The organism is Pseudomonas sp. BCRC 81390 (genome assembly GCF_030341915.1).
GTDB lineage: Bacteria > Pseudomonadota > Gammaproteobacteria > Pseudomonadales > Pseudomonadaceae > Aquipseudomonas.
Genome location: NZ_JATAAG010000025.1, coordinates 27,795 through 50,667, shown reverse-complemented (window position 1 = coordinate 50,667; position 22,873 = coordinate 27,795). Strand labels below are relative to the sequence as shown.

Genomic DNA, 22,873 nt, shown 5'->3' with positions numbered 1-22,873 from the left:
TTCAGCGGGCGGCCTGCACGGCCTGCTGCGGGTTCAGGGCAGCATCGAGAAAGCGTGGCTCGATCCATTCGGCTACCTGGAAACCACGGCGGATCAGGCGTTCCTTGGCGGCCAGGTCAACGCCTTGCTGCAACTGGCCAACGAAGTCGGCGTCCAGCCGTGGGTCGAAGTAATGGGCGAGGTCTTCCTGGGCAAGGTCATCGCGCAGGATGCTGCGCGGCCAGTTGGCGTTGGCAGCCACCAGGTCGACATAGGCCTCGCGGTTGTGCTCGTCCCGCAGCCAGCTGCTGGCCTGCTGCTGGGCGTTGACCAGGCGCTGGACCAGCTCCGGGTATTTGCGGATGAAATCGCCCGTGCCCAACAGCACTGCCTGGGTACTGCCGGCACCTTGCAAGTCGCGGGAGCTGATCGGCAGCTCGACCAGCCCGCGCTCACGTAACGACAGCAGGCTGGAAAGGCCCCAGGTGGCGTCGACCTGCCTGGCCGCCAATGCCGCGTTGGCGGCGTTGAAGTCCAGGTTGATCACTTTCAGGTCGCGCTCGGTCAGGCCCTGGCTGGCCAGGGCGCTGGCGAACGACAGCTGGTTGGCGGTGCCGCGGAACACCGCCACGCGTTTACCCTTGAGGTCGTGCAGGGTCTTGATGCCGGAACCGGGCACCACACCCAGGTAGCTCTTCACGCCACGCACGCCCGCCGAAAGCACATGGGTGTCCAGGCCATTGGCTTTGCCGACGATCGCGGCCAGATCGCCCAGGTAGGCGAAATCGGCCTGGCCGTTGGCCAAAGCCTCGTTGATCACGGGGCCGGCCCCTTTGAAGAAGTGCCAGTCGATGCGGATGCCGTCCTTGGCAAATTCCTTCTCCAGCAGCTGCTGGTCACGCAGCACATCGACCACGCCGCCAGCGCTGGGCTTGCTACCCGCGCTCAGGTCGGGCACGGCGATACGAATGCTCTCGGGCTTGGCGGGCTCGGCCGCGTGGCTGGCAAGGGTAAAGGCCAGCCCGAGGGCGGTGACCAAGTGGCGTAACGGGGTTTTCATGGCGAGGCTCCTTGGCAGGCTGCCACCGGCGATGGCCGGCGCTTTGGCCAGAAGCTAGGCAGGTCTGGTTAGAACCTACAAAGACCAAAACTTCATTTTTAAGTAACTGGATGCCATAAGTGAGGATCCATGCGGGGCGCGGGGCAGCTTGCGGAAAACGCATGGAAAATATGAGCAAAACGCAACGGCGAAGGGGTTCCTCATGCATGGTTTGCATGTTCTTATCTCTTGAAAGTCACTTGTACGGATTTTTAATTCCATAAGTGAATAACATTGGAATGCTTCGAGAGATGGCCGATGAATGGAGTTCTGAGCAGAAATCGGGGAGGGCCGCTGCGCGGCCCACTCGCGGCGCAAGGCCGCTCCCGCAGGGACCGTATCCTCTCGGGGGCGCGGGCCCGGCCTTGGTTGCTGCCGGCGTTGCTTGCGCTGCTGTGGGTGCTGGCGGTCCGGCAGCACTGGATGAGCGAACAGATCCTGCCGGCACCTTCGCTGGTGTGGCAGAGCGCGCTGGAGTTTGGCTCCGGCGAACTCTGGGGGCACTTGTGGATAAGCCTGCAGCGGCTGTTCTGGGGGCTGCTGGCGGGCATCAGCAGCGGCCTGCTGCTCGGCGCCTGGCTGGGCACCTCACGCCATGCACAGACCCTGGTGCTGCCAACCTTCGTGGCCCTGGCGCAGATCCCCACCCTGGCCTGGATCCCGCTGTTCATGCTGTTCTTCGGTATCGGCGAGCTGCTCAAGCTGGTGGTGCTGGTAAAGGCCGTGGTGGTGCCGGTGACCCTGCACACCCTGGTCGGCGTGCGCGATGCACAGCCCAAGCTGCGCGAAGCCGCCGCCGCCTTGCGCCTGCCAGGCCACCTGTTGTTCCTGCGCCTGCTGCTGCCGACCGCCCTGCCCGCCTTCCTCACCGGCGTGCGCCTGGCCCTGGCAACCGGCTGGACCTCGTTGCTGGCCGTTGAATTGCTCGCCTCCAGCGAAGGCATCGGTTACCTGATGGTCTGGGGCCGACAGCTATTCATGCTCGACCTGGTGCTGCTGTGCATCCTGGTGATCGGCCTGGTTGGCGCGCTGCTGGAACGTGGCTTCTCGACCCTGGAACAGCGCCTGCTGTACTGGCCGCAACCAGCCACTGGCGAACAACAGCGCGGGCCCATTCCACGGGGCTGGCAAAGCCTTTTGCTACCGGCGGCGTTGCTGGCGCTGTGGCAGGTCAGCAACAGCTTCGGCTGGGTTGACCCGAACATCCTCACTTCCCCGCTGAACGTATTGCACACGCTGTTCAGGGGCCTGGCCGATGGTTCGCTGCCAGAGGCCATGCTGCTGAGCCTGCAGCGCACCCTGACCGGCCTGCTCCTGGGCGGCGGCGCCGGCTTGCTCGGCGGGCTGTTGCTGGGGTTGTCGCACCACGCAGAACGCCTGTTCGGGCCAAGCCTTTCGGCACTGCGCCAGGTGGCACTGTTCGCCTGGGTACCCTTGCTCACCGCCTGGTTCGGCCTGGGCGAAGCGGCCAAGCACGTGTTTGTCGGCATGGCCGCATTCTTCCCGCTGCTGATCGCCACCCAACGTGGTATCGCCGGCCTGTCACCACAACTGGGCGAAGCGGCCCGCACACTGCGCCTGAACCTGTGGCAACGCCTGCGCCTGCTGGTGCTGCCGGGTGCCGCACCGGCGATCTTTGCCGGCCTGCGCCTGTCACTGATCTATGCCTGGCTCGGCACCATCGGCGCCGAGTACTTCATGCCCTCGGACGGCGGCATCGCCAGCCTGATGATCGGCGCCCAGCAACTGTTCCGCATGGACCAGGTCATGGCCGCGATGGTCCTGATCGGCCTGGTCGGCGCCCTGCTTGGCACCCTCGGTCAACGCCTCGAATCGCGCGCCACGCGCTGGAGAACCGCATGAACGCTTTCAATGCATCACACCTGCACGCGGCCAACCAGGCCGACACCACGCCACCACTGGTCAGCTTCGAAGGCGTCGGCAAAACCTTCAGCGTCGATGGCCAGCCGTTCGAGGCCATCCGCAATTTCAACCTGGCCATCAACGAAGGCGAGTTCATCGCCATCGTCGGCGCATCAGGCTGCGGCAAGTCCACCCTGCTGCGCCTGCTGGTCGGGCTGGATACCGACTACAGCGGCAGCATCCGCGTCGATGGCCAGGCGGTCAGCGGCATCGGCGGCGAGCGTGGCATCGTGTTTCAGGAGCATCGCCTTTTCCCTTGGCTGACGGTGGAGCAGAACATCGGCCTGGGCCTGGTCAACGAAAACCTGACCCAGGGCGAGCGGGCCCGGCGTGTGCACGAGTTCGTGCAACTGGTGGGCCTGGTCGGTTTCGAATCGGCCTACCCGCACCAGCTGTCCGGCGGCATGGCCCAGCGCGTGGCGATTGCCCGTGGCCTGGTGGCCAGCCCACGCATCCTGTTGCTCGACGAGCCGTTCGGCGCACTCGATGCACTCACCCGCCAGCAGCTGCAGGATGAACTGTTGGCTATCCGCGAACGCGCCGGCATCACCACCTTGCTGGTGACCCACGACGCCGAAGAAGCCACCTACCTGGCCGACCGGGTCGTGGTGCTGGAGCCGCGCCCCGGTCGCATCAAGTCGGTGGTGGAAGTCGACCTGCCGCACCCGCGCCTGCGCTCTGGCGTGGCATTGCATGGGCTGCGCGAAAGGGTCCTGCATCAGATCACCAGTGACGGCGGCTACCTGCCGCCGCCAACACGCCGGGTAGAAGGGCTGCGGCCAGAACTGATCGCCTTCTAGGTCCGCTCCGATACCGGAAAAAACGCTCGACTGCGGACGTGGTACTGCGTGCATTCGATAACAACCTGATCGCGCAATACAGCAGCCACATGGCCAAGGGGGTGCAGCTATGCCACCCCCAGCCCGCGCAAGTAATCCCAGGGGTAGATACCCCGTTGGTGGCCATCGCTGAACAACAGTTGCACGCCGTAACCCTGTGGCTCGATGTGCTCTACCCGTACATCGTCCTGCACCACGCCAATTGCACCGCGCAAACGGGCGGCACGGCATTGCGAGCACGGGCAGGCACCGCGCAAGCGCGCATGGCTGATGACCTGCTCGCCATCCTGCCAGTGCACGGTCAGTTGCCCTGCCTCGCGTTGATTGCGTATTGCACTCGGGCTGTTCATCGAGCAGCCCCGCGCAGCTGCGCCAGGGCGATGCGGACGGCCTTGCGCACTTCTGGATCGCCGTCCGCTTCGGCCGCCTGCAACGCCGGCAAGGCACGGGCTTGCCCCAGTTCACCGAGCGCCAGCGCGGCTTCCTTGCGCAGGTTGGCAATGCCATGGCCGAGCAAGTCGGCCAAGGCATCCAGCGCCTCGCCATGACGCAAGCGGCCCAACGAGCGGGCAGCGCGCAGGCGTACTTGCCAGAAGCCATCGTCCAGCGCCGCCACCAGTGCCGGCCCCGCCTGGGCATGGCCCACCTTGCCCAGCGTCGTCGCGGCTTCTTCACGCACTTGCCAGGCGGCATCGCGCAGGGCGCCAACCAGCGTCGGCAACACCGCAGGATCACGCGCAAGCCCCAATGCGCCAATCGCTGCGCGACGTACTTCGGTGTCGGGTTCATGCTCGGCCAGCTTCGCCAAGGCGGGCAGCGCTGGCGTGTGCTTGAGCCAGCCCAGAATACCCACGGCTTCGCGACGCACTGCCGCGTCCTGGTCCTCCAGCGCCCGCAGCGCAGGCCCGGCAGCGTCGTCCAGGCGCAACTCGCGCAGGGCGCGCAAGGCACTGGCGCGGACAAAGCCATCGGCGTGGGTCGTCCACGGCAGAATCAACAGGCCGGCTTCCGGGGTCTTCAGCTCGCTGAGGCTCTGCGCGGCAGCCAGGCGTACGGCTTCGGCACCATCCGCCAGCGCGGCGCACAAAGCCTGGACAACTTCCGGCTCCTCCCAGGCTTCCAGCAGGCGCGCGGCCTCGGCGCGCACGTCGTCAGCGCCATCGACCAACAAGGCATCGGTGAGCCACGGCAAGGCCTCGGGGTCCTCCAGGTCGGCCAATTCGATCAAGGCAATGCGCCGCACGCCGGCGTCGTCGGCTTCGAGCCGTAGCAGCAGAGCGAGAATGTCGGGGTTGTCGGTGCTTCTTACAGTCATAGCGCGATCCTGAGCGGCGGATGGTCGGTGGCGGGCAGGCCAAGCGGCGTCAGGCGCGGCAGTTCGCGGCCTTCTTCATGGCGCAGCAAGGCCAGGCAATGGCGTTTGAGGTGGGTAAATTCAGGGCTGGTCAACAGGCTGGCACGGCGCGGGCGGGCAAAGTCCAGGCGCAGGTCTTCAATGAAGCGACCGGGGCGCGGGCTCATCACCAGAATACGGTCGGCCAGGAACAGGGCTTCGTCGATATCGTGGGTGACGAACACCACGGTGGTGCGGATGCGCGCCCAGATATCCAGCAGCAGCTCCTGCATGCGTGAGCGGGTTTGCGCATCCAGGGCACCGAAAGGCTCGTCCATCAGCAGCAGACGCGGGCGGTTGATCAGCACCCGGGCGATCTCGGCACGCTGCTGCATGCCGCCGGACAACTGGCTGGGCCAGCGCTCGGCGAAGTCGGCCAGGCCCACCAGCTGCAGCATCTCGCGTGCCTGCTGGCGGCGCTCGGTCTTGTCCAGGCCTTGCATCTTCAGGCCGAAGCCGACGTTGTCGAGCACGCTGCGCCAGGGCAGCAAGGTGTGGTGCTGGAACACCATGCCGCGCTGCGGCGACGGCCCGGCGATGGCCTGGCCATCCACGTTCAGTTGGCCGCTGCTTGGCACCAGGTGTCCGGCCAGGGCGCCGAGCAAGGTCGACTTGCCACAGCCCGACGGCCCGAGGATACAGACGAACTCCCCTGGCTCCACGGCAAAGTCCAGGCGCTGCACCGCCTCGAAGGCTTCACGGCCCTGCCCCAGTCGAATCGTCAGGCCATGCCCATCGATGCGCCCGGGCGCCTGTTGGTAACGGTTCATCAGGCGGCCCTCGGTGTGCGGTACCAAGGCGTAGCCAGTGCCCCCAGGCGCTTGACCAAGGCGCTGCTGCCCATGCCGAGCACGCCAATCAACAGCATGCCGACGATGATGTTTGGGTAGTTCTGCAAGGTGTACGACTCCCAAGTGTAGTAACCGATGCCGAACTGCCCGGCGATCATCTCGGCAGTGACCAGGCAGAACCACGAGGTGCCCATGCCGATGGCAAGGCCCGTGACGATGCTCGGCAACGCGCCAGGCAGTACCACTTCGCGCAGGATCGCCCAGCGCCCGGCGCCGAGGCTGCGCGCCGAGGCCACCAGGCGTGGGTCGACGGCTTCCGCGCCATGCACGGTGTTGAGCAGGATCGGGAACAGCGCACCGGTGAAGGTAATGAACACCATCGACAGCTCCGACGACGGGAACATCAGGATCGCCAGCGGGATCCACGCCACAGCCGGTATCGGCCGCAGAACTTCAAGTGGCGGCAGCAAGGTGTCCTCGGCCCATTTCGAGCGGCCGATCAGCAGGCCGATGGCCACCCCCAGCAATGCCGCAGCGGCATATCCGGCAAACACCCGCGACAGGCTGCTGCCAAGGTGCGCCAGCAGCGCGCTGGAGGTCAGCAACTGCCAGGCCGCCTCCAGCACCGCTTGCGGCGTTGGGACGTAGGTGAAGGTCAGCAGGCCGAGGTCCAGCTTGACGCTGGCGGCCACCTGCCAGAACAACAGGCAGGCCAGCAGCGAAGCCAGGCGCACGGGCCATCGCTTGAGGTCGCGGGTCATCTCGGTGCCTCCCGGTCAGCGCTGGGCGACCAGCTTCTGGTTGGCACTGACGAAGTCCAGCGCTTCGCCACCATGCGCCTTGGCGTACTGTTCGGCCTGGTCCTTGAGCAGGAAGGCGGTCAGCTCGCCGTGGGCATTGCGCACGAACCAGGCCTGGTTGGCCAGCAGCTTGATGCCGCTGTCGGCAGCCTGGGCGTAGATCGCGCGGATGTCCTTGCCTTGCTGTTCCAGCTGGGCCAGCGCGCCAAGGGCAGCTTCCGGCGAGGCATAGTGGCGCACCTTGTCTTCACCGCGCACCCAGATCTGCGCCAGGCGGCTGAAGTCGGTGATCGGCTTGCCCGTGAGCGCATCGTTGGCCTTGAGCGGCAGCGGGTCGTAGTGCTTCAGCGCCTCGTCGTAATCCAGGCCGGCCTGCTTGAAGGCCGCACGGATGTACTGGTCGTCGATGAACTGGCCGGTGTCGAGGCCGCGGTCGGTCTTCTTCAGCAGCTTGAGCGTGTCGATGGAGGTCGTTACCGCCTGGCGGTATTCAGGCTTCCAGGTCAGGTCGCGGGTCTGCAGACCGAGCGGGCCGTGGAACAGGTAATTGACCTCGGCCTCGATGCCGGTGACCTGCTCGATCAGTTCGCTGTATTTTTCCGGTTCTGCAGCGATCAGGCGGTCGGCTTCCAGGCTGGCGCGCAGGTAGGCGGTAACCACTTCCGGGTATTTCTTCGCATAGTCGGCGTCCACCAGCGCGCCATGGAATGTCGGCGCGTTGGCCTGGGCACCGTCGTAGACCTTGCGGGCAAAGCCGCGGTTGGGGAACAGCTCGGCGAACGGCACGAAATCGGCGTGAGCTTCGATGCGGTTGCTGCGCAGGGCGGAACCGGCGATCTCCGGCGCCTGGGCGATGATTCGCACGTCTTTCTGCGGGTCCCAGCCCTGGGCCGCGACGGCGCGCAGCAGCATACCGTGGGCGGTGGAGCCGAACGGCACGGAGATGGTCTTGCCCTTGAGCTCAGCCAGCGACTGCACCTTCGACGCTGCCGGTACGACAATACCGTTGCCGCTGCCATGCACACTGCCCGACAGCACGCTGATGAACAGGCTGCGCTTGCCGGCATCCAGGTGCGCGACGCCGTTGAACGAGCCGGGGAAATCGGCCATGGCGCCGAAGTCGAGCTTGCCGGCGACCATCTCGTTGGTCAGCGGCGCACCGCTGGTGAAGTTCTTCCATTCGATCTGGTACTGGGCATCCTTGTACTTGCCATCGTGCGGCAGGTACTTGTCGAGCAGGCCCAGTTCGCGAATCAGCAAGCCGCCGGTAGCGCAGTTGATGGTGGTGTCCTGGGTGCCGATGGCGATGCGGATGGTTTCGGCGCTGGCATTCAGGCCGGCGAGCGCCAGCGCGAAGCCGGCCACGGTTGCTACAAGGCGCATGGTGTTTCCCCTCGAATCGTTTTGAGTTGTGTAATCGTCTCCGCCACCGGGCTTGGGTGGTGGGAAACGAGGGGGCATTACAGGAGGCGCGTCCGGTGGTTCGCCGGATGGCGGGAATGAATCAGCGCAACAGGTACGGGATATCGACCTTGACCGCGCCAGTGGGGCAGTCTTTCTCGCAGGGCATGCAGTACCAGCACTCGTCGAAGGCCATGTAAGCCTTTTGCGTGGCCGGGTTGATCGCCAGCAGGTCCATTGGGCAGACCTCGACACAGACGGTGCAGCCTTTTTCGGCGATGCATTTGTCTTCGTCGATGGTCACCGGGGCGCTGCTGCGAAAGAAGATTTCCTGGGGCTGGTAGGCCATTTCACGGGGTCCTTGGGGCCTTCATGGGCACCTGTTTCATCTAGAGGCTTGCAGGTTCACCTGTGGAGACGGGGCCGACGCCTCGATAAATCCGCTCCCGCAAGGTGAGGTGTCGCTCAGGCGGCATCGGTTCTGACCCTCAAGCGGTCATAGGCAGTCTGCTCTTCGGCATCCAATGCGATCAGGTACGGCTCGACTGCTTTCCTGAAACTGGTCATTTCACCGTTTTCGCCTTTTTTCAGGTGGCAATGGCAGAACCACTCGGCATCGTTGCGTTCGGGGAAGTCCACCCGGTGGTGGTACAGGCCCCAGCGGCTTTCCTCGCGGAACAACGAAGCGCGCGCCGCCATCTCGGCACAGTCGCGGATTACCGAGACTTCCATGGCGCGCATCAGCTCATGCGGGTTGCTGGCCTTCATCTGCTCAAGGTCACGCTCGATTTCGGCAAAGCGCGCCAGGCCAATTTCCATTTTCCTGGTCACCTTCGGCGGCTGCAGGTAATCGTTGACCATGCGTCGCAACTTGTACTCCACCTGCGCCGGCGGCAGACCATGCTCACGCTGCAGCGGGGCGAACACCCGCGCGCGTTCGCGCTCGACCTGCCCGGCATCGACCTCGGCCAGCTCCCGACCGGCCACGTATCGCGCGGCATTCACCCCGGCAAACCAGCCATAGGTGAAAGCACCGAGCATGTAGTTATGCGGCACTGCGGCCATGTCGCCGGCGGCATACAGGCCCTTGACGCTGGTCTCGGCCTTTTCGTTGACCCACACGCCCGAAGCCGAATGCCCGGAACAGAAACCGATCTCGGAAATGTGCATTTCGACCATGTGCTGGCGGTAGTCAGTGCCACGCCCGGCATGGAACTGTCCACGGCTGGGGCGCTCGTTGCTGTGCAGGATGTCTTCGATGGTCTGGATGGTCTCCTCGGCCAGGTGGTCGAGCTTGAGGAACACCGGGCCGTTGCCACCTTCGAGCTCCTGGTGGAACTCCCACATCATCTGCCCGCTCCAGTAATCGCACTCGATGAAGCGCTCGCCCTTGCTGTTGGCGGTATAGCCACCCAGCGGGCCGGTGACATAGGCACAGGCCGGGCCGTTGTAGTCCTTGATCAACGGGTTGATCTGGAAGCACTCGAGGTTGGCCAGCTCGGCGCCAGCATGGTAGGCCATGGCGTAACCGTCACCCGCGTTGGTCGGGTTCTCGTAGGTCCCCATCAGGTAGCCGGACGACGGCAACCCCAGGCGCCCGGCGGCGCCGCAGGCGAGAATCACCGCCTTGGCCCGCAACACGCGGAACTCGCCGCTGCGGCAGTCGAAGCCGAGGACACCCGCCGCCGCCCCTTCCCCATCGAGCAACACACGGGTGCAGACCATGCGGTTGCTGATCTCCACCCGGGCGCGCTTGAGCTGGCGGTACAGCACCTTCTTGATATCGTGCCCCTCGGGCATCGGCAGCACGTAGGCGCCCATGTGGTGAACCTTCTTCACCGCGTAGTCACCGGTTTCGTCCTTCTCGAACTTCACGCCCCAGCGGTCGAGCTGCTCGATGGTCTGGAAACTGTGGGTCGCGTAGGCATGGACCGTGGCCTGGTTGACGATGCCGTCATTGGCCACGGTGATTTCCTTGGTGTATTGCTCGGGGGTGGCGTGGCCGGGAATGATGGCGTTGTTCAGGCCATCCATCCCCATGCTGATGGCACCGCTGCGCTTGACGTTGGCTTTGTCCAGCAGCAGCACGCGCAAGTGCTTGTCGTGCTCCTTGGCCTTGATCGCCGCCATCGGCCCGGCAGTGCCACCGCCGATGACGATGATGTCGTAGTCCTGGGTCTGGATACTCATGCCTTGCTCCCCTTCTGACGGTCGATACGCAGGCGGTACTGGAAGGCATCGCCACGATAATACAGGTGTTCGAAGTCCAGGGGTGTGCCATCGGCGGCGTGGGTCAGACGCTCGATACGCATGATTGGCGAACCCTCCTCCACCTCCAGCGCCTGGGTCAGGTCGCTGTCGGCCAGCACCGCATCGATCGCCAGGTCGGCGTGGCCGAGCGCGATGCCGCAGTCGTTTTCCAGCAGCAGGAAGATGTCACGGGTGACCAGGTCGGCCTTTTCCAGTTTTTCGCCAATGGCCTTGGGCAACCAGGTCAGTTCCAGGGACACCGGCTCGCGGTTGATCAGCCGCACGCGGTGGATCTCGGTGACCAGGCTGCCCTCCTCGACCTGCAGGCGCGCCGCCACCAGGGCACTGGCGGGCACATGACGGAAGCTGCGCAGGCGGTTGATCACTTCGTAACCCATCTGCGTCAATGACTCGCCCAGGCCCTGCAGGGTGCTGACGTTCTGGAACGCCTTGGGCTTGGCGACGAAGGTACCTTTACCGTGGATCTTGAAGATCAGCCCTTCTTTCTGCAGGTCGCCGAGCGCCTGGCGCACGGTTATGCGGCTGACATTGAAGGCCTTGCCCAGTTCGCTTTCGGAGGGCATGCGGCTGTGCGAGGGATAGGTGCCATCAAGGATGCGCTCGCGCAGCAGTTCCTTTAGCTGGGTATAGAGCGGTACCGGGGACAGGGGAAGCAGTTCGGCCATGGGTCTCTTCGCTGGTCAGTGACTTGTTATAACAAGTTGTGACCAGAGCCTAGAGGGTATAAGCCTCGACAGCCAAATACTGATATCGCATATGGTTAGACGGATTTGCTGTGGCTTGTGCCGACCCTGTTCGACACCTCCAGCCCCAAGAAGGAAAAACAGCTACAGATCAAGGCGATGGACGCCATCGGCACAGATGGGTATCATGCGTGCGCGTTGCACTCGTAGCTCAGCTGGATAGAGTACTGCCCTCCGAAGGCAGGGGTCGTGGGTTCGAATCCCGCCGAGTGCGCCATCTCCTGGAAAAGCCCGCCTTAGCGCGGGCTTTTTCGTTTGTGCGACATGTCGCGTTTCTGGCACTCCCGTGCCACCGGTGATTGGTGTTAGCGTGGGCGTCTTCCCGTTCCCGACGGGTAACCCACACAATGATTGGCGAAGGAATGCGCACAACCATGCACCTGAAAAAACTTACCGCCACCACCCTGCTGCTGGCCAGCATCGGTCTGTTCACCCTCCCGGCGCAGGCCAACCTTACCCAGCAGCAGTCGGCTGCCATCGTCAAAGCCTTCGACGGCAGCGACCCAAGCGACTTCAAGCAGTTCCTCGGCAAGCTCAAGGGCAACGACCTGGCCAAGGCTGACAACCTCGAGGCAACGCTCGATGCCTACCTGGCTGGCAAGCCACTGGCAGCCGAGCAACAGAACGAGATCAACCGCCTGCTCGGCCTGTACACCCGCATCAAGTACGGCAAGGCCGCCAGCGAAACCCTGCGTGAACTGGTGGCGATCCCGACCTTCAACGTCGAAGGCACGCCGCAGCATGAAAACCCCGAGTTCCTCAAGATCGCCGACAAGATCAAGGCCCTTGCCGAAAGCTTCGGCCTGGCCTTCCGCAACATCGACAACCGGGTGTACGAGATTTCCCTGGGCAGCGGCAAGGAAGTGGTCGGCATCCACGCCCACGCAGACGTGGTGCCAGTCAACCCGGACAACTGGAAGCTGGCCGATGGCACGCGCCTGGACCCGTTCAAGGTGACCTTGGTTGGCGACCGCATGTATGGGCGCGGCACCGAAGACGACAAGAACGGCATCGTCGTGGCGATGTACGCACTGAAAGTGGCCAAGGACGAGAACCTGCCACTGGCCCGGCAGTTCAAGCTGCTGATCGATACCACCGAAGAAACCAGCGGCGATGCCATCCCGTACTATTTCGAACGCAACCCCACGCCGGACTACAACCTGGCGCTCGACGGCGGCTACCCGGTGGTCATCGCCGAGAAAGGCTACGGCACGATCATGGCCAGCTTCAGCAAGCGCCCGGCCACTGGCAAGGGTGCGGAGATCGTCAACCTGACCGGCGGCCTGGCCACCAACCAGATTCCGACTACCTCCGTGGCGACACTGGTCTCCGATAACCCGGCACAGCTTGCCAAGCATCTGCAGCAAGCCGGCGCCAAGTACGTGAAGCAGCATGGCGGCGATTTCAGCATCGACGCCAAGCCCGATGGCAACAACGTGCTGCTGACGGTGACCGGCGTTTCCGCCCACTCTTCTGAGCCGGAATCTGGGGTGAACCCGGTGGCGCGCATGCTTGATTTCATCAATGGCCTCGGTCCGCAGGTGCCGATCAAGCACAACCACTTCACCGATGCCGCCCGCTACGCCGCCGACAACTGGGGCCTGGACTACCTGGGCAACAAGCTTGGCGTGGCCTTCAAGGACTCGTTCATGGGCCCGTTGACGGCATCGCTGACCTTTGTCGGGGTTGATGACAAGGGCCTGAAACTGGCCGTGAACCTGCGCATCCCCAAAGGCAAGCCGATCGCCACGATCAAGGACGAACTGGCCGACAAACTGGGCAAGTGGACCCGGCAAAGCCACACCTCGGTGGCCTTCGACTACAGCCTGGACGAGCCGATGTACCGCAACCCCGAGGGCGAATGGGTCAAGGCCCTGCTTGATGTCGCCACCGAGAACCTGGGCATGAAGCACGAGTTCGGTACCTCGGCAGGGGCGACCTCGGTGCACGACCTGCCCAACGGCGTGCAGTTCGGCCTGGCCATGCCGGACGTGAAATACACCGGGCACAACGACAACGAGTTCAAGACCGTGGAACAGTTCATGCTGGACCTGCAGGTGGTGAGCGAGATGGTTGCGCGGATCGGGCAGATGCCGAAGCTCTGATCACCAGTTGCGGCCCTCCTCGCAGGCACGCCCGCGAAGAGGGCCGGTACTGGCCGGCCACATTCATGACGTTTTTCAATCGACTCCATGCCGTTTCCTGCATTGCCGTGCAGAGCGCCGTACCGGATGCTTTATTTACTCCGAGACATGGCTTTTCCACCCGCAGAGGCTCGTATGAAGACCGTCGAACAAATCCTCAAGACCAAGTCCCAGCACCAGACCGTTTACACCATCGGCCCGGATGACTCGGTACTCGACGCCCTGAAACTGCTGGCGGAGAAAAACGTCGGTGCGCTGCCCGTGGTCGAGGGCAACCAGGTGGTGGGTATCGTCAGTGAACGCGACTATGCGCGCAAACTGGTGCTCAAGGGCCGCTCTTCCGCCGCCACGCCAGTGCGCGAGATCATGAGCGCGCCGGTGGTGACCGTAGAGCCGAAGCAGAACCTCGAGTACTGCATGAACCTGATGACCAACCGCCACCTGCGCCACCTGCCGGTGGTCAGCAATGGCGAACTGCTCGGCCTGCTGTCGATCGGGGATCTGGTCAAGGAAACCATCGCCGAACAGGCCCGCCTGATCCTGCAGCTGGAACAGTACATCCGCGGCGAATGAACGCCCTCAATGGTAGGCACGCTCCAGCTCGTCCAGTTGATGGTCGAAGCTGCGCAGGCGTGCCGACCAGGTGTACACCAGCACTTCCAGGTCACGATTGAGCACGGCGGTGTTGCCATGGCCGCTGTGGGTAGGCTCGCCCAGGTCCAGCTGGTAGCGCTCACGGGCCATCGCCTGGGCAACGCTGGACAGGTCGCGGGCATTGGCCAGCCAGTGGTGATGATGGTCATGAACTTCGCGGTCCAGCACCCGACATTGGTTTTTCAGCGCATCCAGGCTCTGCTCCAGCGGTGTGCCTTTCAACTCGCCCATGACTTCTTCGAAGGTGCGCCCGGAGTGCCAGTAGCTGCCCCAGAAATAGCGATCGAACACCGTTTCGACGCGGCGCAGTGCGACTTTGGTGTTCCAGATGGTCAGCAACGTTCGCCCCTGCACCACTTCGCGCTTGTTCAGGTGCAGTTGCTGCCAGGCGATCCAGGTCAGCGCCACCAGCGCCACCGCCACGGTGACCGCAGCAGCGGCATACAGGAAATGCACAGCCTGGTTCATCTGTTGCGTCTGCCTGATGCCATAGAAGTAACTGGCCGTCAGCGTGCCCAGGATCGTCACGGAGCACCAGAAACCCGGTGCGTAGGGATCTTTCATCGCGCTATCCCCTTGTTGTTTTCCTGAGCATAGCAACGGCCAATCACTCGTCAGGCACCACTCGGCGCTTTATTTCTTGCGCGGGTGCAGCGCCTCGTTCAACTGGTCGATCATCGGGATCCAGTCGTCATCGGCGATGTACTTCTCTTTCAGGAAAGCACGCTGTGAGTCGCTCCAGAAAGGGGCGTCAACCAGCTTTACATCGTCATCCAGCGGCGAATGGGTGGTGATGAAACGGTCGATGTCGACCGGGTCGTCAGACAGCCCCAGCTGTTTGAAAATCTCAGACAACGGATGAATCGGCTTGTCCATGGTTCCTCCTCGGCGCCGGGCCGGTCGTCGACGATGCCGGCCCGGCATGGGTTGAGAGCATCAGCTGAGCTCGCGCACTTCGGCACGTGGCACCAGCTTGAGATATTGCTCCATGCTCATGTGGATCAGGTGATCGTGGTCACCCGCCTCCAGATAGACATCGCCCTGGCGGGTAAGACTCGAATCAAGCAGCATCTTTATCTGGTAGGCATCGCCAAGCGCCGGCACGGCACCGCGCTCGCAGTCGCCGAACAGGCTCGGCAGGCCGCTCTCGCGGGTCAGTTGCCAGGCCCCGGACATGCGCACCTTGGTCATGTCCAGGTGCCGATTGGCCGGCAACACGGCCATGATGTAGTTGCCATGACGGTCATCAAGGACCACCGACTTGGCGACCCGCTCGGCGGGTACGCCGGCCGTGCGCGCCGATTCCAGGCTGGTGGCCGAATGGGGATGGGGAATGATGTCGTAGTCGCAGTTGGCCTTGTTCAGGCGATCCTGCAGGGTCTTTGCCATACGCATGATGCACCTCCGGTTTCGTCCCCCACTGTCCAATTCTAGGTCGGCTACCGAGCGGCAGGGCTAAACTTGTGCAATAGAACACTCGAGGTGACGACAGGTGATTGCCCGCTGCTGGCGCTGGCTGTTGCTGCTGTTGCTGCTTGGCATCGCGCCGGGCGGCCAGGCCGCGCCCGGTGCGGTGTGGGTACTGGGCATCGATGATGCCATCGGCCCGGCCAGCGCCGACTACCTGGTGCGCAGCCTCGACCAGGCCCAGGCGCAGGGCGCGCAACTGGTAGTCATCCGTCTGGATACCCCGGGTGGGCTGGACAGCGCCATGCGCCAGATGATCAAGGCGATTCTCGCCAGCCCGGTACCGGTCGCCACCTTCGTAGCCCCAAGCGGGGCTCGCGCCGCCAGCGCTGGCACCTATATCCTCTACGCCAGCCACATCGCAGCCATGGCGCCCGGGACCAACCTCGGTGCCGCCACACCGGTACAGATCGGTGGCCCGCCCGGTGCTGCCAAAGCGGACAAGGCCAAAGGCAGCGCTGACGAAACCCTCACCCGCAAGCAGGTCAATGATGCCGCGGCCTACATACGTGGCCTGGCGCAGCTGCGCGGGCGCAATGCCGACTGGGCGGAGAAAGCCGTGCGCCAGGCGGTAAGCCTGTCCGCCAGCGAGGCCTTGCGGCTGAACGTGATCGACCAGCTGGCCGATGACCTGCCCGGGCTGCTGCGCAAGCTCGATGGCCAAACCCTCACTGTCGCGGGCCAGCCGCGTCAGCTGCAGACCAGCGGCGCCAGCCTGGTCGAGCACTTGCCGGACTGGCGTACACGGATCCTGGCGGTAATCACCAACCCGAGCGTGGCGCTGATCCTGATCATGGTCGGGGTGTACGGCCTGCTGTTCGAGTTCATGAACCCTGGCTCGACAGTCGGTGGCGTGGTTGGCGGCATCTGCTTGCTGCTGGCGCTGTATGCGCTGCAGCTGCTACCGGTGAGCTTCGCCGGCGTGGCCCTGATATTGCTCGGCCTCGCCTTCATGGTCGGCGAGGCCTTCCTGCCCAGTTTCGGCGTGGTCGGCTTTGGCGGCATCGTCGCTTTCGTGGTCGGCGCGCTGATCCTGATCGACACCGACGCCCCCGGCTTCGGCATTCCATTAGCCCTGATCGGCACCCTGGCAATGCTCTCGGCATTGCTGATCGGCGGTGTGATGGGCATGGCCCTCAAGGCCCGTCGACGAGCGCTGGTCAGCGGCGATGCCGGCCTGGTCGGCAGCCTGGCCACGGTCACCGGGGTAATGGCCGGCAACCCGCACTGCGGTTTCGTCCTGGCCCAGGGCGAGCAATGGCAGGTGCAATGTGCAACGCCATTGCAACCAGGCCAGCGCGTGCGGGTGACAGCCCGCCAAGGCGTCATGCTGGAAGTGAGCGCCGCCGCACCTGCGGCGCAAGGAGAGTGACCATGTTCATGCAACTGGGTTTCGGCGCGGTACTGGTCGTACTGCTGATGCTGTTACTGTCGGCGTTCCGCATCCTGCGCGAATACGAGCGCGCGGTGGTGTTCCAGCTGGGCCGCTTCTGGCAGGTGAAGGGGCCGGGGCTGATCCTGTTGATTCCGGTGGTGCAGCAGATGGTACGGGTCGACCTGCGCACGGTGGTGCTGGATGTGCCGCCGCAGGACGTGATCACCCGCGACAACGTCTCGGTCAAGGTCAACGCCGTGGTCTACTTCCGCGTGCTCGACCCGCAGAAGGCGATCATCCAGGTCGAGGATTTCCTCGTGGCAACCAGCCAGCTGGCCCAGACCACGTTGCGCGCCGTACTGGGCAAGCACGAACTGGACGAGTTGCTGGCCGAACGTGAACAGCTGAACGCGGACATCCGCCAGGTGCTGGACGCCCAGACCGACGCCTGGGGCATCAAGGTGGCCAACGTCGAGATCAAGCACGTCGACCTCAACGAATCGATGGTGCGCGCCATTGCCCGTCAAGCCGAGGCCGAGCGCGAACGGCGGGCCAAGGTGATCCATGCAGAAGGCGAGTTGCAGGCATCGGAGAAGCTGATGCAGGCGGCGCAGATGCTGAGCAAGGAGCCAGGCGCGATGCAGTTGCGCTATATGCAGACGTTGGGGGCGATCGCCGGGGACAAGAGCTCGACCATCGTCTTTCCGCTGCCGGTGGATCTGCTCAAGGGGCTGGTGGACAAGCAGCAATAGCTGGGGGCGCGTTGCGCCGCTTTCGCGACGCAAGGCAGCTCCTGCAAGGCACGTTCAACGCCTGCCGGAGCCCCCTGGTTCGATCAGACTGGTGCGCGGCGCAGGGTCGCCAGGAAGGTTGCCGCACCCAGGAACAACCCGGCAAAGGTACGGTTCAGGCGCTTCTGCTGCCTGGGCGTACGCAGCAGGCGCAGCACCCGCGCAGCCAGGCCGGTGTAGCCGGCCATTACCAGCATGTCGACGGCGACCATGGTCACAGTGATTGCCACATACTGCGGCAGCAGCGGGGCATGCGGGTTGATGAACTGTGGCAGCACCGCCAGCATGAACACCAGCGCCTTGGGGTTGCTGACGTTGACCAGGAAACCGCGGAACACCAGGCTCAGTGGCTTGCCGATCGGGCGCACGCCGGACTCATCGCTCATGTCCATCGGCAGGGCGCGCCACTGCTTGTAGGCCAGGTACACCAGGTAGCCGACCCCGAACCATTTGATGATGTGGAAGGCCGTGGCCGAAGCGGCCAGGATGGCACCGACGCCGGCGGCAATGATGGCGATTTGCACAATCAGGCCCAGCTGCAGGCCCAGGGCGTTCCAGTAACCACGCCAGAAACCGTACTGCAGGCCGCTGGACATCGAGGCAATCGCCCCGGCGCCGGGCGAAAGGCTGATCACCCAACAGGCGGCAAAGAAGCCCAACCACACTTCCATCGACATCACACACCTCGCACGAACATATGTTGCAAAACGTTAAGCTAAGGTGTTGATGAAAAAATAACCAGCAGATTTTGCACGATTTGCCTGTACCGGCGTCGTCGCGGGTTCACCTGCAAAGCGGCCGGTACAGGTTCAGTCAGCCTCGGCCGACGCCCCTTGAGGCGTCGACTGCACCTCAGTCCCGCGCCAGCGCCGCACCGACTTCTGGAAAAACTGGCTGTTCGGTACCTGCACCAGCGCCCCACCCGCCTCGGGCATTTCCAGCAGGGTGGTGAACAGCAGGTTGATGGCAATAACCCGGCCCTTTACCCCCGGTTTGTCCAGGGTGTCGACCAGTTCGACCACGTCGCCGATGCGAAACGGCCCGACCGTGAAGATCAGCACCGCGCACAGCAGGTTGGACAGTACGCTCCAGATGGCGAAGAAGGCCACCGCCGCCACCGCGACGAAGCCGGACAATGCCGTCCACAGCACGGTCGCCGATACGCCCAACCGCTCCAGCACGAACAGCAGCGCGCTGCCCATGATCAGCCAGCGCAGGCCGCCGCGCACCGGCACCAGCAACTCCGGCGGCAATGGATAACGCTGGCCCAGGCGGCTCAGCCCACGAGCGATGATGCGTTGCAGGACGAACGCCGCCACCAGGATCAACAGAATCTGCAGGCCCAGCCAGAAGGTGTCCATCCATTGCCCTGGCAGCAGCGAACGCAGTTCTTCCATCAGGACAGTGCCTCGAGCTCGGCCTGCATGCTTTCAAGGGTTTCCAGCGCTTCCATCCAGGCCTCTTCCAGTTCGCCTTCGCGCTGCTTGAGCCTGGTCTGGCGCGCCAGCAGGTCGCGCAGCTCATCCTTGCGCGCGGCGTCGTAGAGGCCACCATCACCCAGCGCGGTTTCGATCTCGGCCAGTTGCGCGTGCACCTGGTTGAGCTCGGTCTCGAGCTTGTCGGCGGCCTTTTTGTGCGGGGCCAGTTGCTGACGCAGTGCGGCGGCGGCCTGACGCTGGGCTTTCTTGTCGGTCTTGTCCGGGTTGGCCGGGGCATTGCTGGCCGGCGCGCTGCGCTGGCGGAATTCGACCAGCCAGCGGCTGTAGTCGTCGAGGTCGCCGTCGAAGGTTTCAACCTTGCCGTCGGCCACCAGCAGGAAGTCGTCGGTGGTGCTCTTGAGCAGGTGACGGTCGTGGGACACCACCACCACAGCACCGGCGAACTCCTGCAGGGCCATGGTCAGCGCCAGGCGCATTTCCAGGTCGAGGTGGTTGGTCGGTTCGTCAAGCAGCAGCAGGTTTGGCCGCTCCCAGGCGATCAGCGCCAGCGCCAGGCGGGCCTTTTCGCCACCGGAGAAATTCACCACCGGCTCGTCGACACGGTCGCCATGGAAGTCGAAACCGCCAAGGAAATCGCGCAGGGTCTGTTCGCGTTCGGCAGGGGCGATGCGCTGCAGGTGCAGCAGCGGGCTGGCCTTGTCGTCCAGCGAGTCCAGCTGATGCTGGGCGAAGTAACCTACAGCAAGGTTTTCGCCCCGTACCAGGCGGCCGGACAACGGCTCGAGCTCGCCTGCGAGGTTCTTGATCAAGGTCGACTTGCCGGCACCGTTGGGGCCGAGCAGGCCAATGCGTGCCCCTGGAGTGAGCTGCAGCTTGACCTTGTCGAGAATGGCCTTGTCACCGTAGCCCAGGCGGCCTTCGGACAGGCTCAGCAGCGGGCTGGAAATTTTTTGCGACTCGCGGAAGACAAAGTCGAACGGCGAATCGACGTGCGCCGCCGACAGCTCTTCCATGCGCTCCAGGGCCTTGATCCGGCTCTGGGCCTGGCGGGCCTTGGTGGCCTGGGCCTTGAAGCGGGCGATGTACTTTTCCATGTGCGCGCGCTGCGCCTGTTGCTTCTCGTAGGCCTGTTGCTGCTGCGCCAGACGCTCGGCACGAGTGCGCTCGAAGGCGGTGTAGCCACCCTTGTACAGGTTCAGCTTGCGCTGCTCGACGTGCAGCACATGGTCGACCACGGCATCGAGGAAGTCACGGTCGTGAGAAATCAGCAACAGCGTGCCGGGGTAGCCCTTGAGCCAGTCCTCGAGCCACAGGATCGCGTCCAGGTCGAGGTGGTTGGTGGGCTCGTCGAGCAGCAGCAGGTCGGACGGGCACATCAGTGCCTGGGCCAGGTTCAGGCGCATCCGCCAGCCCCCGGAGAAGTCGCCGACGCGGCGGTCCATCTGCTCGTTGGTGAAGCCCAGGCCGGCCAGCAACTTGCGGGCACGTGCATCGGCGGTATAGCCGTCGGCGCTTTCCAGCTCACTGTGCAGGCGTGCCAGGGCGGTGCCATCATGGGCCTGCTCTGCCGCAGCCAGCTCGGCCTGCACCTTGCGCAGGCGCGCATCACCGTCAAGCACATAGTCCACAGCCAGGCGGTCGAGCGTGTCGACCTCCTGACGCATGTGGGCGATGCGCCAATCGCCGGGCAGTTGGCAATCGCCGGCATCGGGCGACAGCTCACCGCGCAGCAAGGCGAACAGGCTGGATTTTCCGGCGCCGTTGGCGCCGATCAGGCCGGCCTTGTGACCGGCGTGCAGGGTCATCTCGGCGCCTTCTAGCAAGCGCTGCGGACCACGCTGTAAAGTGAGGTTGGATAGTCTGATCATGATGGTCGCGGAGTCTACCAGCTTCCTCGGCCCATAGCGCGAGTGGAACCATGCACACCGACCTGTGGAATTACGCCCTGGCGCTGTACGCCAGGCCTGGCGTGGAAGCGGCCTGTCTCGCCTTGCAGGCGCAGGGTGGCGATGTCTGCCTGCTGCTCTGCGCAGCCTGGCTGCAAGCGCATGGCGTGGCTGTGCTGGACGAACGCGCGCAGCGGCTGCGCGAGGTTGCCGAGCCTTGGCAGCGCGACGTGGTCGCGCCGTTACGCAACCTGCGGCAACAGTGGCGTGCAGCAGCGCAGGGTGATGCCCAGTTGGCGGCGTTGCGGGTTCAGGTGAAGCAGCTGGAGTTGCAGGCCGAGAAGGCCTTGCTGGAACGCTTGCAAGCGTGTGCGCAACAGTGGCCCGCGGACGCCGATAAGCCCGCGGACGACTGGCTGGCCCGGCTGGCACCGGACCTGGCCCGCCGCCACGACGCGCTGGACCAGCTGCGCGTCGCGGCGACCGCGCTTCAGGATGCCGAAGACGGCGCCTGAGCCGAGGTACTGGCGGGTGCCGAAGTTGCTACCGACGCGGCAGGAGTAGCCGAGTTGGTCGCACCGACCGGGCTGCTGGCGGCAGGCGTGGCCGGCTTGGTTTCGGCTGGCTTGCTTGCGGCAGGTTCGGCCGCTGCTGGTTTGGCCGCGGCACGGGCTGGTGCTTTTGCAGCAGCGGGTTTCGCGGCGGGCTTGGTAGTGGTGGCTTTGGCTGGTGCTGGCTTGGCAGCGGCGGTGGTCTTGGGCGCTGGTTTGGCTGCAGTGGTTTTGGCCGCTGGCTTGGCTGCCGGTTTGGCCGCAGCAGCGGTTTTGGCCGCTGGCTTGGCTGCCGGTTTGGCCGCAGCAGTGGCTTTGGCGGCTGCCTTGGCTGCCGGTTTGGCCGCAGCAGTGGCTTTGGCGGCTGGCTTGGCTGCCGGTTTGGCCGCAGCAGTGGTTTTGGCTGCTGGCTTGGCTGCCGGTTTGGCCGCAGCAGTGGCTTTGGCGGCTGCCTTGGCTGCCGGTTTGACCGCAGCTGCGGCTTTGGCGGCTGGCTTGGCTGCCGGTTTGGCAGCAGCAGCGGCTTTGGCGGCGGGCTTGGCTGCCGGTTTGGCCGCAGCAGCGGCTTTGGCAGCTGGCTTGGCTGCCGGTTTGGCAGCAGCAGTGGTCTTGGCTGCTGGCTTGGCCGCTGGTTTGGCAGCAGCAGTGGTCTTGGCTGCTGGCTTGGCCGCTGGTTTGGCAGCAGCAGTTTTGGCTGCTGGCTTGGCTGCGGGTTTGGCGACGGTGGCCTTGGCCGCTGGCTTGGCAGCAGCGCGCTGGTCGAGGGCCTTGGCTGCGGCCTCGCGAACCTTGCCTACACCTTGAGCCAGCTTGAGGCTGTCCTGTGCATCGCGCTTGAGTTGCTGGATATAAGAACGGGTTTGGGTTTGACGTTCCTTCAGCGAATCGAGCAGTTCTTCAAGTTCACCAATGGCTTTATGCGCCTTGGTCTGTGCCTTGGCTTTACCTGCCTTGGCCGCGTCTTGCAGTTTCTGGCGACCGCTGTGCAGTTTTTCCTGGGCTTTGACACGCTGCTTTTCCAACTTGGCCAGCAGTTTCTCCGCATCAGCCAGCGCTTGCGAGCAGGCATCTTCCAAGTGTTCGAGCAGGCTGCCCGAAAGTTGCTGGAGCAGGTGTAACGGCGTACTTACTGGCTTCTTCTTGGCCGACATGGTTTACCTCCTGGCTGATGAGATTGCGGCTCATACTATGCTTCTGCTGCTACCGCCGCTAGGGCATGTTGACAGTATTGTTTACGCCGCGTTGCATGCCTGGGCAAAGTTGTTATCTTGCAGCTCCGAGCAAGTGTAGTTGCTGAATAAATGATTGCAGATATTCGGCAATTATC

Annotated in this window: 23 protein-coding genes and 1 tRNA gene; 8 read left to right on the top strand and 16 right to left on the bottom strand. The window is 64.2% G+C overall.

The window, feature by feature from the left end:
* Position 1 precedes the first annotated feature (1 nt).
* Positions 2 to 1,039, bottom strand: a complete 1,038-nt coding sequence (locus QSV36_RS11060) for an ABC transporter substrate-binding protein (protein WP_289131628.1) — start codon at positions 1,037 to 1,039, stop codon at positions 2 to 4.
* 297 nt (positions 1,040 to 1,336) lie between these two features.
* On the opposite strand from QSV36_RS11060, the gene QSV36_RS11055 reads away from it, so the two are divergent.
* Together QSV36_RS11055 and QSV36_RS11050 are read left to right on the top strand one after the other, a co-directional pair.
* Entirely contained in the window at positions 1,337 to 2,941 is a 1,605-nt protein-coding gene (locus tag QSV36_RS11055; protein ID WP_289131627.1) for an ABC transporter permease, read from the top strand.
* Positions 2,938 to 3,801 (top strand): ABC transporter ATP-binding protein, encoded by an 864-nt coding sequence (locus QSV36_RS11050; protein WP_289131626.1) that lies wholly within the window; start codon positions 2,938 to 2,940, stop codon positions 3,799 to 3,801. The genes QSV36_RS11055 and QSV36_RS11050 overlap by 4 nt, the downstream gene beginning before the upstream one ends.
* Before the next feature lie 107 nt (positions 3,802 to 3,908).
* On the opposite strand, the gene QSV36_RS11045 is transcribed toward QSV36_RS11050, so the two are convergent.
* From QSV36_RS11045 to QSV36_RS11010, 8 genes are all read right to left on the bottom strand, one after another.
* On the bottom strand, positions 3,909 to 4,190 hold the full coding sequence (locus tag QSV36_RS11045; protein ID WP_289131625.1) for a DUF971 domain-containing protein: 282 nt from the start codon (positions 4,188 to 4,190) through the stop codon (positions 3,909 to 3,911).
* Positions 4,187 to 5,155, bottom strand: a complete 969-nt coding sequence (locus QSV36_RS11040) for a HEAT repeat domain-containing protein (protein WP_289131624.1) — start codon at positions 5,153 to 5,155, stop codon at positions 4,187 to 4,189. Before QSV36_RS11040 ends, QSV36_RS11045 begins: the two co-directional genes overlap by 4 nt.
* On the bottom strand, positions 5,152 to 6,003 hold the full coding sequence (locus QSV36_RS11035; protein WP_289131623.1) for an ABC transporter ATP-binding protein: 852 nt from the start codon (positions 6,001 to 6,003) through the stop codon (positions 5,152 to 5,154). Before QSV36_RS11035 ends, QSV36_RS11040 begins: the two co-directional genes overlap by 4 nt.
* A complete protein-coding gene (locus QSV36_RS11030; protein ID WP_289131622.1) occupies positions 6,003 to 6,785 on the bottom strand; it encodes an ABC transporter permease in 783 nt (260 codons plus the stop codon). The genes QSV36_RS11035 and QSV36_RS11030 overlap by 1 nt, the downstream gene beginning before the upstream one ends.
* 15 nt (positions 6,786 to 6,800) lie before the next feature.
* Entirely contained in the window at positions 6,801 to 8,207 is a 1,407-nt protein-coding gene (locus tag QSV36_RS11025; protein WP_289131621.1) for an ABC transporter substrate-binding protein, read from the bottom strand.
* Positions 8,208 to 8,328: 121 nt separating this feature from the next.
* Positions 8,329 to 8,574 (bottom strand): 4Fe-4S dicluster domain-containing protein, encoded by a 246-nt coding sequence (locus QSV36_RS11020; RefSeq protein ID WP_008096634.1) that lies wholly within the window; start codon positions 8,572 to 8,574, stop codon positions 8,329 to 8,331.
* 116 nt (positions 8,575 to 8,690) lie between these two features.
* Positions 8,691 to 10,415 (bottom strand): fumarate reductase/succinate dehydrogenase flavoprotein subunit, encoded by a 1,725-nt coding sequence (locus tag QSV36_RS11015; protein ID WP_289131620.1) that lies wholly within the window; start codon positions 10,413 to 10,415, stop codon positions 8,691 to 8,693.
* The gene (locus QSV36_RS11010) at positions 10,412 to 11,161 is read right to left on the bottom strand and encodes a GntR family transcriptional regulator (RefSeq protein WP_289131618.1); all 750 of its coding nucleotides are present in this window, start codon (positions 11,159 to 11,161) and stop codon (positions 10,412 to 10,414) included. The genes QSV36_RS11015 and QSV36_RS11010 overlap by 4 nt, the downstream gene beginning before the upstream one ends.
* A gap of 218 nt (positions 11,162 to 11,379) precedes the next feature.
* Between QSV36_RS11010 and QSV36_RS11005 the strand changes: the two genes are divergently transcribed.
* The 3 genes from QSV36_RS11005 to QSV36_RS10995 all read left to right on the top strand — a co-directional run bounded on the left by QSV36_RS11005 (position 11,380) and on the right by QSV36_RS10995 (position 13,956).
* Positions 11,380 to 11,456: transfer RNA gene (locus QSV36_RS11005), tRNA-Arg, on the top strand.
* A gap of 157 nt (positions 11,457 to 11,613) precedes the next feature.
* Positions 11,614 to 13,344: a dipeptidase gene (locus QSV36_RS11000; RefSeq protein WP_289131617.1), complete on the top strand. Its 1,731-nt coding sequence runs from the start codon at positions 11,614 to 11,616 to the stop codon at positions 13,342 to 13,344.
* A gap of 174 nt (positions 13,345 to 13,518) precedes the next feature.
* Positions 13,519 to 13,956, top strand: a complete 438-nt coding sequence (locus tag QSV36_RS10995) for a CBS domain-containing protein (protein ID WP_186674891.1) — start codon at positions 13,519 to 13,521, stop codon at positions 13,954 to 13,956.
* Positions 13,957 to 13,962: 6 nt separating this feature from the next.
* Here QSV36_RS10995 and QSV36_RS10990 read toward each other — a convergent pair whose 3' ends face one another.
* The 3 genes from QSV36_RS10990 to QSV36_RS10980 form a co-directional block, all read right to left on the bottom strand.
* Positions 13,963 to 14,601 (bottom strand): NADH:ubiquinone oxidoreductase subunit N, encoded by a 639-nt coding sequence (locus QSV36_RS10990; protein WP_289131615.1) that lies wholly within the window; start codon positions 14,599 to 14,601, stop codon positions 13,963 to 13,965.
* 69 nt (positions 14,602 to 14,670) lie between these two features.
* Complete coding sequence (locus QSV36_RS10985; protein ID WP_289131614.1) at positions 14,671 to 14,913, bottom strand: DUF2789 domain-containing protein; 243 nt, start codon at positions 14,911 to 14,913, stop codon at positions 14,671 to 14,673.
* Positions 14,914 to 14,973: 60 nt separating this feature from the next.
* A complete protein-coding gene (locus QSV36_RS10980) occupies positions 14,974 to 15,432 on the bottom strand; it encodes an aminoacyl-tRNA deacylase (RefSeq protein WP_289131613.1) in 459 nt (152 codons plus the stop codon).
* A gap of 97 nt (positions 15,433 to 15,529) precedes the next feature.
* On the opposite strand from QSV36_RS10980, the gene QSV36_RS10975 reads away from it, so the two are divergent.
* Positions 15,530 to 16,876, top strand: coding sequence for an NfeD family protein (locus QSV36_RS10975; protein ID WP_289131612.1), 1,347 nt, complete (start codon positions 15,530 to 15,532; stop codon positions 16,874 to 16,876).
* A gap of 2 nt (positions 16,877 to 16,878) precedes the next feature.
* A complete protein-coding gene (locus tag QSV36_RS10970) occupies positions 16,879 to 17,631 on the top strand; it encodes a slipin family protein (protein ID WP_289131611.1) in 753 nt (250 codons plus the stop codon).
* An 83-nt stretch (positions 17,632 to 17,714) separates the two neighbouring features.
* Here QSV36_RS10970 and QSV36_RS10965 read toward each other — a convergent pair whose 3' ends face one another.
* From QSV36_RS10965 to QSV36_RS10955, 3 genes are all read right to left on the bottom strand, one after another.
* Positions 17,715 to 18,347: a LysE family transporter gene (locus QSV36_RS10965; RefSeq protein ID WP_289131610.1), complete on the bottom strand. Its 633-nt coding sequence runs from the start codon at positions 18,345 to 18,347 to the stop codon at positions 17,715 to 17,717.
* Between the two features lie 132 nt (positions 18,348 to 18,479).
* Positions 18,480 to 19,067, bottom strand: a complete 588-nt coding sequence (locus QSV36_RS10960; protein ID WP_289131609.1) for a mechanosensitive ion channel family protein — start codon at positions 19,065 to 19,067, stop codon at positions 18,480 to 18,482.
* Positions 19,067 to 20,977: an ATP-binding cassette domain-containing protein gene (locus QSV36_RS10955; RefSeq protein ID WP_289131608.1), complete on the bottom strand. Its 1,911-nt coding sequence runs from the start codon at positions 20,975 to 20,977 to the stop codon at positions 19,067 to 19,069. The genes QSV36_RS10960 and QSV36_RS10955 overlap by 1 nt, the downstream gene beginning before the upstream one ends.
* Positions 20,978 to 21,027: 50 nt before the next feature.
* On the opposite strand from QSV36_RS10955, the gene QSV36_RS10950 reads away from it, so the two are divergent.
* A complete protein-coding gene (locus QSV36_RS10950; RefSeq protein WP_289131607.1) occupies positions 21,028 to 21,510 on the top strand; it encodes a TIGR02444 family protein in 483 nt (160 codons plus the stop codon).
* Here the strand turns inward: QSV36_RS10950 and QSV36_RS10945 are convergent.
* Positions 21,486 to 22,697 carry an AlgP family protein gene (locus QSV36_RS10945; protein WP_289131606.1) on the bottom strand — a complete coding sequence of 404 codons (1,212 nt, stop codon included), beginning with the start codon at positions 22,695 to 22,697 and terminating at the stop codon, positions 21,486 to 21,488. The genes QSV36_RS10950 and QSV36_RS10945 overlap by 25 nt on opposite strands.
* Positions 22,698 to 22,873 lie beyond the last annotated feature (176 nt).